The sequence below is a fragment of the Salinivibrio proteolyticus genome, assembly GCF_001996165.1.
Lineage (GTDB): Bacteria > Pseudomonadota > Gammaproteobacteria > Enterobacterales > Vibrionaceae > Salinivibrio > Salinivibrio proteolyticus.
The window spans coordinates 133,916-146,629 of sequence record NZ_MUFP01000006.1 but is presented as its reverse complement, the minus strand read 5'-3'; the positions used below and the strand labels follow the sequence as shown (position 1 = coordinate 146,629).

Below are 12,714 nucleotides of genomic sequence, written 5' to 3'. Positions count from 1 at the left end.
TTGCAATGTCGCTGTACAACCCAATGTTGGAAAAGGATAACTGTGGTTTTGGTTTGATCGCCCATCAAGAAGGTGAGCCCAGCCACAAGTTGGTTCGTACCGCCATTTCCGCACTTGATCGCATGACCCACCGCGGAGGGATTAACTCCGATGGTAAAACCGGGGACGGTTGTGGGTTATTGCTCCAAAAGCCCGACCGTTTCTTTCGCCTTATTGCCGAACAAAACCAATGGAACCTGAGCCGTTTGTATGCGGTGGGAATGCTTTTCCTGAGCACAGATCCGGTGAAAGCGCAGCGCGCCCGCGCGGTGTTTGAACAAGAAATTGGTGCCGAAACACTCTCCGTGGTTGGTTGGCGTACGGTACCAACCAACCCTGACGTGCTGGGTGAAATCGCCAAGCAGTCACTCCCCGTTATCGAACAAGTCTTTATTAACGGCCCGGCCGGTTGGCGCGCACGCGATTTAGAACGTCGCCTGTATATTGCGCGCCGCCGCGCAGAGAAAGCGTTAGTTGACGACACAGATTTCTACATTACCAGTCTGTCGACCCAAACCATCGTCTACAAAGGCTTGTGTATGCCGGCAGATTTGCCGCGCTTTTACACCGATTTGGCCGATTTACGCCTCGAGTCTTCGATCTGTTTATTCCACCAGCGTTTTAGTACTAACACGCAACCACGCTGGCCGCTCGCTCAACCGTTCCGTTACCTTGCCCACAATGGTGAAATCAACACCATTGAAGGTAACCGCCAATGGGCACGCACACGGGCATACAAATTTAACTCGCCTTTATTGCCAGACCTCCATCAGGCCGCACCTTTTGTCAATGAATCAGGATCGGATTCGTCGAGCCTAGATAACATGCTTGAGGTATTTTTGTCCGGTGGCATGGATCTCTTCCGCGCCATGCGTCTGCTTGTGCCGCCCGCTTGGCAAAACCATCCGGATATGGATGATGAGCTGCGTGCATTCTATGACTTTAACTCCATGCACATGGAGCCATGGGATGGCCCTGCCGGTATCGTGATGTCTGACGGCCGTTATGCGGCTTGTAATCTCGACCGCAACGGCTTGCGCCCTGCGCGTTATGTGGTCACTAAAGATAAATTCATCACCCTCGCCTCTGAAATTGGCATTTGGGATTACGCGCCTGATGAGGTCGCTGAAAAAGGGCGTGTTGGCCCGGGTGAATTGCTGGTGATCGATACCCGAGAAGGCAAAATTTGGCACTCAGCGGAAATCGATAATGAACTGAAAAGTCGCCACCCCTATCGGGAATGGCTCGATGCTCATGTGCGTCGCTTGACCCCGTTTGAAGAACTTGATGATGATGCCAGCGAAGGCAGCCGGAGCTTGCAAGACACCCAACTGAAGGTTTACCAAAAGCTGTTTGGGATGTCGAACGAGGAAGTCGAGCAAGTCGTCAAGGTGCTCGGGGATATCGGTCAAGAAGCGACCGGTTCGATGGGCGATGATACGCCCATGGCAGTATTATCTTCTCGTCCCCGCTGTGTCAGTGACTACTTCCGTCAGAAGTTTGCTCAGGTTACCAACCCACCCATTGATCCCTTGCGTGAAAACCACGTGATGTCACTGGCCACCTGTATCGGCCGGGAAATGAACGTCTTCTGCGAGACCGATGGCCACGCTGAGCGCGTCGCGTTTAAATCGCCCGTGCTCTTATTCTCAGACATGGTGCAGTTACTCGAGCTCGACGATACCTATTATCGCAACAGTATTCTCGATATTAACTACGATCCGAACGAGAAAGATCTGCAGCAGGCCATCTTAGATCTTTGCGATCAAGCCGAGCGCTGCGTGCGCGATGGCACGGTACTGGTAGTCCTGTCTGATCGCAGTATCAATAAAGACAAACTCCCTATCCCTGCCGCTATGGCAGTCGGGGCGGTGCAAAAGCGTCTGGTCCGCGAAAACTTGCGCTGTGATGCCAACATCATCATTGAAACCGGGAGTGCACGCGATCCGCACCAATTTGCCGTATTACTCGGCTTTGGTGCCACGGCTATCTACCCATACCTCGCCTACGAAACGCTAGCCAATCAAGTCGATATTGGCGCAATCAAAAAGCCCTATCGCGATGTGATGGTGAATTTTAGAAATGGCATCAACAAGGGCCTATTTAAAATCATGTCAAAAATGGGGATCTCGACCATTGCCTCTTACCGCTGTTCGCAGCTGTTTGAAGCGGTCGGCCTGCATGACGATGTGGTAGAGCTTTGCTTTAAAGGTGTCGCAAGCCGCATTCAAGGTGCGAACTTTGATGACTTCCAGCAAGACTTAGTCAATCTTTCGCGTCGTGCTTGGATTAAACATAAGCCGCTAGAGCATGGTGGGTTACTCAAATACGTCCACGATGGCGAGTATCATGCTTACAACCCAGATGTAGTAAAAAATCTGCAAAGTGCAGTGCGCTCTGGGGAAGCGATGGACTACAAAACCTACGCGAAAACGGTGAATGAACGTCCGGTGGCAACCTTGCGCGACCTAATGCGTTTGAAAAAAGCCGACACATCATTACCGCTTGAACGCATTGAGCCCGCCACCGAGCTATTTAAACGCTTTGATTCCGCGGCCATGTCCATAGGTGCTTTGAGCCCTGAAGCGCACGAAGCGTTAGCCATTGCGATGAACCGCCTTGGCGGCCACTCGAACTCCGGTGAAGGGGGTGAAGACCCACGCCGTTTCAATAGCGAGCGTAACTCCAAAATCAAGCAAATTGCATCGGGCCGTTTTGGGGTCACTCCCCACTACCTCACCAATGCCGATGTGTTGCAAATCAAAGTGGCACAAGGGGCGAAACCTGGTGAAGGCGGACAATTGCCCGGCCATAAAGTCACGGCCGAGATCGCCAAATTGCGTTTCTCAGTCCCCGGTGTCACCTTGATTTCGCCACCACCACACCATGATATCTACTCGATTGAAGACTTGGCGCAGCTGATTTTTGATTTAAAGCAGGTCAACCCAAGCGCATTGGTATCGGTCAAACTGGTCTCCGAACCGGGCGTGGGCACCATTGCCACCGGTGTGGCAAAAGCCTATGCCGACCTGATCACCATTTCAGGGTATGACGGCGGCACAGGGGCAAGCCCATTGACCTCCGTGAAATACGCCGGTAGCCCTTGGGAATTAGGCCTCGCCGAAACCCAGCAAGCCCTCGTGGAAAATGGCTTACGCCACAAAATTCGCTTACAAGTCGATGGCGGCCTCAAAACTGGCCTCGATATTGTAAAGGCCGCTATTTTAGGTGCAGAGAGCTTCGGCTTTGGCACCGCGCCTATGGTGGCACTAGGCTGTAAATACTTGCGTATTTGCCACCTGAATAACTGTGCAACCGGTGTAGCGACCCAAGATGACACGCTTCGTCGCGACTACTTTAAAGGCTTACCTGATCAGGTGATGAACTTCTTTAAAGGCTTAGGCGAAGAAGTCCGCGAGCTACTCGCTGAGCTTGGTGTCGAAAAGCTCACCGATCTCATTGGCCGAACGGACTTGCTGGAAGCAGTTGATGGCTTTACCGCCAAGCAGCTAAAACTCGACTTGAGCCATATTCTCGAGGCGCCCACACCCTGGCCGGGCAAAACCTTATATTGCAGTGAGCCCAATACGCCTTTTGATAATGCACCGCTCAACCAAGCCTTGCTCAGCGAACTAGGGGATGCGATTGACGCTAACCGACGAGCCAGCATCTACAAATCGGTACGCAATACCGACCGTTCAGTCGGTGCTAGCCTCTCTGGCGCGATTGCAAAACGCTATGGCAACACAGGCATGGCAGCTAACCCTCTGGATATTCAATTGCAAGGCACTGCGGGTCAATCCCTCGGGGTATGGAATGCGGCAGGGGTTAATATCACCCTTGTCGGCGATGCCAATGACTATGTCGGCAAAGGGATGAGTGGCGGTGAGATCGTGATCCGTCCGCCTGTGGGATCCGCCTTTGCCAGTCATGAGTCCACCATCATGGGCAATACCTGCCTGTATGGTGCCACTGGTGGCAAGCTGTTTGCGGCAGGGAAAGCAGGCGAACGGTTCGCCGTGCGTAACTCAGGAGCCCATGCGATCGTCGAAGGCGCGGGAGATAACGCCTGTGAATATATGACGGGCGGTATCGTCGCGATTTTAGGTCGCACTGGCGTCAACTTTGGCGCTGGAATGACCGGCGGCTTTGCCTATGTGCTCGATGAGGAGGGCGATTTTAACCGCCGCATCAATCCAGAGTTGGTTGAAGCGCTGTCGTTAGAATCTCTGGCCATTCATCAAGAGCACTTACGCGGACTGATCGCGCAACATTTAGAACTGACAGGTTCAGATCGTGCGCAACAACTGCTGGCTGATTTTGACCAATGGGTACACCGTTTCTATTTGGTCAAACCTAAAGCCGCTGATGTCAGCACCTTGTTAGGCCACCAGAGTCGCAGCGCTGCCGAGCTGCGAGTTCAGGCGCAGTAAAGGAGGGATCCATGAGCCAGAACGTATATCAGTTTATCGATGTGCAGCGTATCGACCCGCGAAAAAAGCCGATTGATACCCGCAAAATAGAGTTCGTGGAAATCTACGAGCCGTTCACCGAAAAAGAAGCGTCGGCACAAGCCGATCGCTGCTTAGATTGCGGTAACCCCTATTGTGAATGGAAATGCCCCGTGCATAACTACATTCCACAATGGCTAAAGCTGGCCAATGAGGGACGCATCTTAGAGGCCGTTGAGCTATCGCACCAAACCAATAGCCTGCCTGAGGTCTGTGGCCGAGTGTGTCCGCAAGACCGCCTGTGCGAAGGTGACTGTACACTGAATGATGACTTTGGCGCTGTGACCATTGGTAATGTCGAAAAGTACATCACCGATAAAGCGTTTGAAATGGGCTGGAAGCCCGATATGTCACATGTTGAGTGGACAGATAAAAAAGTGGCCGTAATCGGTGCCGGCCCTGCTGGGCTTGCGTGTGCCGATGTGTTGGTGCGCAATGGCGTCAAACCGGTGGTATTTGACCGCTATCCGGAAATTGGTGGCTTGCTCACTTTCGGGATCCCGTCATTCAAACTGGAAAAAGAGGTGATGCGCAACCGCCAACGGATTTTCACCGAAATGGGCGTGGAGTTTCGTCTCAACACCGAAGTCGGTAAAGATGTGGCCATGCAAACCTTGATTGATGAATTTGATGCGGTCTTCCTCGGCGTCGGGACGTACAAGTACATGCGTGCTGGTCTTGCCAACGAGGACGCACCCGGTGTGTTTGATGCACTGCCATTTTTAGTCTCCAACACCTACAAAGTGATGGAACTTAAGAACGCGCCACCCTTCATCGATATGGCAGGTAAGCGAGTGGTGGTCCTCGGGGGAGGCGATACGGCGATGGACTGTGTCCGTACCTCCATTCGTCAACAAGCCGCCAGTGTCACTTGTGCCTACCGTCGTGACGAAGCGAATATGCCCGGCTCGCGCCGCGAGGTGAAAAACGCGCGTGAGGAAGGCGTGAACTTTATGTTCAACCTTCAGCCTCTTGGCATTGAAGTCGACGAAAACGGCAACGTGCGCGGGGTTACCGTGGTAAAAACCCAGCTCGGTGAGCCTGATGCTGCCGGTCGCCGCCGCCCAGAGCCGATTGAAGGCAGTGAGCATGTGCTAGAAGCAGACGCCGTGATCATGGCGTTCGGTTTCCAACCTCATGCCATGGAGTGGCTGGAGCCCTATGATGTAGCCCTTGACGAGCGTGGTCGCATCAAAGCGCCAGCTAAAGGGGACATCTTATATCAAACCACCAATCCGAAAATTTTTGCTGGGGGTGATGCAGTGCGCGGGTCAGATTTAGTGGTCACCGCCATTGATGAAGGGCGGAAAGCGGCCGAAGGGATCATGGACTACCTCGAAGTCTGATCTTCTCCCATCCCGACTGAATAGAAGTGCCTCAAAGGAGGCACTTTTTTATTGCCTCATGTACACTAACCCCATTCTATGTGCTAACAGGATCATCAAGATGAAAATCGGCATTATTGGCGCTATGGAGCAGGAAATTACCCTGCTGCGTGATAAGCTCGCGAACCTTACCACTCATCACGAAGGAGGCTGCACCTTCTACACYGGCACACTGCAGGGCCGTGATGTGGTATTGCTCCAATCAGGCATTGGTAAAGTATCGGCAGCGGTCGGCACCACCTTGTTACTGTCACAGTTTAAGCCAGATTGCGTGATTAACACCGGATCAGCCGGCGCTTTTGAACCCTCATTAAACCTCGGTGACGTGGTTATTTCCTCGCAAGTGTGTTACCACGACGCGGATGCAACCGCATTTGGCTACCAGATGGGTCAAGTTCCTCAGCAACCGGCTCACTTTGACTCCGACGACGCACTGATGGCACTGGCCGAGAAAGCCATTGATGACGAGACACACGTGGTACGCGGGTTAATCTGCACCGCGGATACCTTTGTGCACACCGATGTACACCGTCAGCACATTCGCACCCACTTCCCTAAAGCTGTAGCGGCAGAGATGGAAGCGGCAGCGATTGCACAAGTGTGCGCCCAGTTTAAGATCCCATTTGTGGTCGTGCGCGCCATCTCTGATGTGGTGGCAGAAAAAGAATCACCGATGACGTTTGAAGAGTTTTTGCCGCTGGCTGCGAAAAGCTCGTCCGCCATGGTTGAAAAAATGGTTGCGCTTTTCGACTAACCCTTCGAACGCTTATCATGGATGATCCTTGCCATTATGGACGCACTGCTTAACCCGCAATATTGGCTAACTATGGCTGCCAACCACCCAAGCTTCTGGGCGCTGTGGTTGGCGCTATTAATCCATTGGTTACTCCCCTTATCCGCCAATTATTCTCCGTTTCAATACTGGCAACAGTACGCGCTAATTTTAGCCGACCAAGTCAACCAACCGACCGACCCGAAGCGGCAGAGAAAGCTCGCAGGGGGGCTGGCACTGGCACTCATGTGTGGCACGCTGGCGATCTTGCTGATTGCCACTCGAGAGCTGGTCTGGTTTCGCCCTTTATTTGATGCGCTACTGCTGTGGCTTGCCCTCGATTGGCGCAATATTGATACGTTTTCCCAAGCATTTGCCGATGCCATTGAACAACACGACAAAGGGACAGCACGCGCACTTTTGGCTAACCGCGTCAACCGAGAAACTGAGTCCTTGTCGATTGTCGGTCTGGGTAAGGCAGGCGCAGAAACGCTATTGCTTGGCACCGCACGTCATGGCGCCTGTGTGATTTTTTATTTTGTGCTGTTTGGTGGTGTCGGCGCCCTGCTGTATGCCAGCTTAGTCCGTCTTGCGCGCGTGTGGTCGCCAAGCCGTCTCACCTTCTACCCATTTGGCTTAGCGGTCGCACGCCTTCTCAACGGGCTCGATTACGTTCCTATGCGTCTATTTACCCTCTTGTTCGCACTGGGTCGTTCCCCATTCACGCACCTTAAAGCGTGTTGGCAACAGGGACAGCGCTGGCGCACGCCGGGGCCGGGCTGGCTATTGGCCTGCGCCAGTAGCCGCTTTCAGCTCTCCCTCGGAGGCCCTGCCATTTATCAAGGCACCAAAACATTGCGCACAAAAATCGGCAGTGGCGTGACACCGGCGTGCTACCACCTTTTGTTATTACGTCAAAAACTCAGAGTGAGCATGCTCATTTGGATCGCCTTTAGCGCATTATGCTTGCTCATCGTGTAAGGATTAAAAAACATGCTCGGTCTCTCTCCTCGCGGCGCCGGACTTTTGGTTGCCGCTTTTCTCTTTACCACGGCCGCTTATGCACACCCTGCCCCACATCGTGTGATCAGTCTGGCGCCTCATGCCACTGAGCTCGCTTACGCTGCAGGCCTCGGTGAACAACTCGTCGCCGCCAGCGCGTACAGTGATTATCCCGAGGAGGCAAAAACGCTGGAACGCGTATCGAACTATCGGGGCATCAAACTGGAGCGTATTGTGGCGCTTAAACCCGACTTAATCTTGGCGTGGCGTGGCGGCAACCCACCTAAACCACTGGAAACATTGGCGCAACTGGGCATTGAAATCCGCTATCTTGATGTCGAAAAACTCGACGACATCAGCCGCTTTATTCGCGAACTAGGCCGTTATGGCCGCCACCCCGAAATCGCGAAGAAAAATGCAGCCGCTTTCGACCAAAAACTGCATGCACTGCATACTCGCTATCAAGATGCGACGTCGGTACCTTACTTTTATTTATTAAGTGGCGCGCCACTGATGACAGCCAGTGATCAAGCTTGGCCAAGCCAGCTTTTTAGGCTATGTGGCGGCGAAAACATTTTTGCCGATAGCCCCGCGGCTTATCCGCAAGTGAATATGGAGCAAGTGATCACCCGCAAACCGCACACGGTGTTTTATACCGGTGGTGAACTGCCTGCCAGCTGGCAAAGTATGAAAGACTTACTCCCCAGCCTTGCTCAGCACTATGCGTTTCAATTAAACCCAGACTGGCTAACACGAGCAACGCCCCGTGCGTTGCAGGCTGCAACCCAAATCTGTGAGGCACTTGATACGGTGCGCCGCGCAACCTAGGACCCATGATGACCCAAACCATGATTTTGTATTTATTTGATTTATTTGGCACCGCAGTATTTGCCATCTCTGGTGTACTCATGGCTGGCCGTTTACGGATGGACCCTTTTGGCGTCGTGGTCCTTGCCTGCGCCACCGCGATTGGGGGCGGAACGGTACGCGATATGGCGATGGGAGCAACGCCCGTGTTTTGGATCAGTGACACACTATATATTTGGGTGATCCTTGCCACCTGTGTTGCCACCATGCTGCTTATTCGCCACCCCCGCCGACTCCCTTGGTACGTATTACCCTGCGCCGACGCCGTCGGTTTAGCCGTCTTCGTCGGCATCGGTGTCGATAAAGCGTTAAGCTATGGGACTTCACCACTGGTCGCGGTGATCATGGGCGTTATTACCGCGTGTGGGGGCGGCATTATTCGTGATGTGTTGGCCAGAGAAGTGCCCATGGTACTGAGAACCGAGGTCTATGCCACCGCATGTATTGCCGGCGGGATCGTTCATACACTCGCGGTTGAAGTGGGTCCAGATGCCGTCACCGCATCAATTGCAGGCATGGTCACCACCTTGCTGATCCGCTTAGCGGCGATTCGCTGGCATTTATCCTTGCCACCCTTTGCCCTTGATCGTTAAGCATAAAAGATTGGGGTTGAAAGTTCGCGCCTCTACCCTAAGGACTGTTAGACAGCCACCAGCAAGGAGCCACAATGTTACGTATCGCGATCATTTATCATTCGGTCAGTGACCACACACACGCACTCGCCACCACGATTGCAGAAGGGATCCAAGCTGGCGATGCCGATCCCCTCGTCTATCGTATTGAGCCTGATGTGATTGAACATGGCCGTTTTATCGACCAAAAGGTCTTTACTCAGCTTAAAGATGTGGATGCGATTATTTTTGGTGCACCCACCTACATGGGCGGGCCAAGCGCACAATTTAAAGCGTTTGCCGATGCATCCAGCCCAACGTGGGAGCAGCAAGATTGGCGTGGTAAGCTAGCTGCCGGGTTTACGGTAGGAAGCCAAACGGGAGGAGAGCAATCAGCGACCCTCAACTACTTCCAAACGTTAGCCAGTCAACACGATATGCTATGGCTTAGCTTAGGTCGTGCCAATATCGGGGTCGAGAACATCAACCCAACCGGCACGACGCATGGCGTCACCGCCCATGAAACCGGAGAAGGACTGAGTGAAGCCTGCTTACAAACCGCCTTCTATCTGGGCCAACACATGGTTCGCGCCTTGAAAGGGGTGTGGCACACTTAATCGCGCCTCACACCGAGCATGATACGCATCAGGATCATGCAGGCATAAAAAAGCCCTCGCATACATAGCGAGGGCTTGTCGATTCAACCAATAATTAGCCGAGCGTCACCCGAGCAAACTTACGTTTACCCACTTGGTAAACGGCTTCGCCCGCCGCTGGCACCAGCTTAGTGTCTTCGACTTTTTCGCCGTCAATTTTCACCGCGCCTTGGCGGATCATACGCAGCGCATCTGAGGTTGAGCTGACCAAACCGGCATCTTTCAAAAGGTTACCAATCGCAATGCCTTGCTCAAAGCTAAAGCTTGGCATCTCGTCAGGCATCGCCCCTTTTTGGAAACGATTGATAAAGGTATGCTCGGCCGCATCCGCATCCGCGTCTGAGTGGAAACGCGCGATGATCTCTTTCGCTAGCAAGATTTTAATGTCACGTGGGTTTTTGCCCGCTTCGACATCTTTCTTGAACTGAGTCACTTCCTCGAGAGGACGGAATGACAACAGCTCGTAGTAATCCCACATCAAATCGTCAGAGATAGACATGATCTTACCGAACATATCATCCGGACGTTCGCTCACACCGATGTAGTTATGGGCGGATTTGGACATTTTCTTCACGCCATCCAGCCCCACCAACAGCGGCATGGTCATAACAACTTGCGGTTTCTGTCCGGCTTGCTTTTGTAGCTCACGTCCCATCAGCAGGTTGAACTTCTGATCCGTTCCGCCCAGCTCTACGTCCGCTTCCAACGCGACAGAGTCATGCCCTTGTAGCAGCGGATAGATAAATTCGTGGATCGCAATTGGCTGGTTGCTGCTGTAACGCTTTTTAAAATCATCACGCTCCAGCATACGGGCCACGGTTGAGCTTGCCGCAAGGCGGATCATGCCATCAGTGCCCAACTCACCAAGCCACGTCGAGTTGAACTCAATGCGGGTTTTAGCCGGATCGAGAATTTTAAACACTTGCTCTTTGTAGGTTTCTGCGTTTTGCAACACTTGCTCACGCGTCAACGGTGGACGGGTAGTGTTTTTACCACTCGGATCACCGACCATGCCGGTATAGTCTCCGATCAAGAAGATGACTTCATGGCCGAGCTCCTGAAACGCGCGCAGCTTATTTAGGATCACTGTGTGCCCAAGGTGGATATCCGGTGCCGTCGGATCTGCACCCAATTTAATACGCAGAGGACGATCTTCTTTAAGCTTGGCAACCAGCTCGTCTTCAGGGATTACTTCATCAACGCCACGTTTTAGTTCTGCTAGCGCGGCTTCCAGGCTCGCCATAGTCTCTCGCTCCTACAAAATAGGCAAAAATGTGATAAACCGACATACTACTCGAATAGCGACAGTTTTTGAAACCAGTTAGACTTATAGCCAGTGTGCAAGGTGTGCACAGTGGCTGCCGGCAACAGATGTTTGTGGCCTTTGTGTTAACCGTGTCAAATTATTATCAGGGCATCATCCCCAATAAACCGATTGGGAATCTGACTGTCATATTTTGTATTCGCAGTGATTCAACATAGTTTTCATGCCGTTAAAAAAACTCGCAGCTTTACCTAAATTACATAAACTCACGATAGGTGCACTGAGCGCCTTCGTGGTATTACTCATCCTTGTCCCTGATGGCGCAAGCACGCCACGCCCTGAACCTAACTTTGAACTTGGCAAACATTACCCCTTACCCGTCGATGCCGTCTCTCTGCTGCCGCCTGAAGGTGAAATGCCAGCGCAGTTTAAACGCCATATCAACTGGCAAAGTTATGAAGTCCAGCATGGTGAAAGCATGGCCTTGCTGTTTAATCGCGCCGGTTTGAGTCCAACCACACTCTATCGTCTGGTTAACGCTGATGAAGGCACCAAAAGCTTGGCCTATCTCAAGCCAGGAGATGAAGTGCGTTTGGGCGTTGATGAAAGCGGTGAACTGGTGCAACTCATTCAGCCACGCGGCACCAATGAAACCCTGATCGTGAGCAAGGTCGATGACAAATATCAGTCACGCATCGAGACAAAAAACATTGATACACAACTGAACTTTGCCCGCGCTACCATCAAATCAAATTTCTGGCAGGCCGCTACCGATGCAGGGTTAGATCCGAATCAGATTATGCAGCTTGCCGGGATTTTTGGCTGGGACGTAGACTTTGCACTCGATATTCGAGAAGGCGATAGCTTCTCTGTACTGTATGAAGAAGAGTTTGTTGAAGGTGAACATATTGGGAGTGGCAACATCTTAGCTGCCACCTTTACCAACCGAGGAGATACATTCACCGCAGTACGTGCCAAGAATGGCAAGTATTACACCCCCACGGGCAAAGCGATGAAAAAAGCCTTCTTGCGCTCTCCTGTGAACTTCCGTTATGTCAGTTCGAACTTTAACCCGCGTCGCTTACACCCAGTGACAGGACGCGTAAAGCCGCACCGGGGGACGGATTATGTCGCTCCGGTTGGCACCCCTATCAAAGCCGCGGGGGATGGCGTGGTCATGAAAGCCTCATACAACCGCTTTAATGGCAACTATGTGTTTATCCGCCACAGCTCAACCTATATCACCAAGTATCTGCACTTAACTAAACGTAAAGTGAAAACCGGTCAACGGGTCAAACAAGGGGATATCATTGGCACCTTGGGCGCTACAGGCCGGGTAACAGGGGCGCACCTGCACTATGAGTTTTTGGTGAATGGTGTCCATAAAAACCCGCGTACGGTGCAATTACCCGAAGCTAAATCACTACAAGGGCAAGAAAAACAAGCCTTTGTACGCCTCGCCGAGTCACGCATGGCGCAGCTGAGTAAGTTTAATCAACTGCTTGCCTCAGTCGGGCCGCTCAGCTATCACGCCAATAACGGCGGGTAACCAGCGGTACATAAACACAAACGGCGCCTGTCGGCGCCGTTTGTGTTTGATAGTCAAT

General features: G+C 52.5%; 9 protein-coding genes. 8 read left to right on the top strand and 1 reads right to left on the bottom strand.

Annotation, left to right across the window (positions count from 1 at the left end):
• Positions 1-5: 5 nt before the first annotated feature.
• From gltB to BZJ19_RS06355, 7 genes are all read left to right on the top strand, one after another.
• Positions 6-4,472: a glutamate synthase large subunit gene (gene gltB / locus BZJ19_RS06385; protein ID WP_077675004.1), complete on the top strand. Its 4,467-nt coding sequence runs from the start codon at positions 6-8 to the stop codon at positions 4,470-4,472.
• A gap of 11 nt (positions 4,473-4,483) precedes the next feature.
• On the top strand, positions 4,484-5,896 hold the full coding sequence (locus BZJ19_RS06380) for an FAD-dependent oxidoreductase (RefSeq protein ID WP_077662309.1): 1,413 nt from the start codon (positions 4,484-4,486) through the stop codon (positions 5,894-5,896).
• Between the two features lie 100 nt (positions 5,897-5,996).
• Positions 5,997-6,689, top strand: a complete 693-nt coding sequence (gene mtnN, locus BZJ19_RS06375; protein WP_077675003.1) for a 5'-methylthioadenosine/S-adenosylhomocysteine nucleosidase — start codon at positions 5,997-5,999, stop codon at positions 6,687-6,689.
• Between the two features lie 36 nt (positions 6,690-6,725).
• Positions 6,726-7,688 (top strand): cobalamin biosynthesis protein, encoded by a 963-nt coding sequence (locus BZJ19_RS06370; RefSeq protein WP_157891164.1) that lies wholly within the window; start codon positions 6,726-6,728, stop codon positions 7,686-7,688.
• Between the two features lie 12 nt (positions 7,689-7,700).
• A complete protein-coding gene (btuF, locus tag BZJ19_RS06365) occupies positions 7,701-8,537 on the top strand; it encodes a vitamin B12 ABC transporter substrate-binding protein BtuF (RefSeq protein WP_077675001.1) in 837 nt (278 codons plus the stop codon).
• 20 nt (positions 8,538-8,557) lie between these two features.
• The gene (locus BZJ19_RS06360; protein WP_077662391.1) at positions 8,558-9,169 is read left to right on the top strand and encodes a TRIC cation channel family protein; all 612 of its coding nucleotides are present in this window, start codon (positions 8,558-8,560) and stop codon (positions 9,167-9,169) included.
• Between the two features lie 74 nt (positions 9,170-9,243).
• Complete coding sequence (locus tag BZJ19_RS06355) at positions 9,244-9,804, top strand: flavodoxin family protein (RefSeq protein WP_077675000.1); 561 nt, start codon at positions 9,244-9,246, stop codon at positions 9,802-9,804.
• A 94-nt stretch (positions 9,805-9,898) separates the two neighbouring features.
• Here the strand turns inward: BZJ19_RS06355 and tyrS are convergent, their stop codons facing one another.
• Positions 9,899-11,086 carry a tyrosine--tRNA ligase gene (gene tyrS / locus BZJ19_RS06350; protein ID WP_077674999.1) on the bottom strand — a complete coding sequence of 396 codons (1,188 nt, stop codon included), beginning with the start codon at positions 11,084-11,086 and terminating at the stop codon, positions 9,899-9,901.
• A gap of 244 nt (positions 11,087-11,330) precedes the next feature.
• Here tyrS and BZJ19_RS06345 point away from each other — a divergent pair, with 244 nt between their 5' ends.
• The gene (locus BZJ19_RS06345; protein WP_077455306.1) at positions 11,331-12,656 is read left to right on the top strand and encodes a peptidoglycan DD-metalloendopeptidase family protein; all 1,326 of its coding nucleotides are present in this window, start codon (positions 11,331-11,333) and stop codon (positions 12,654-12,656) included.
• Positions 12,657-12,714: the final 58 nt, after the last annotated feature.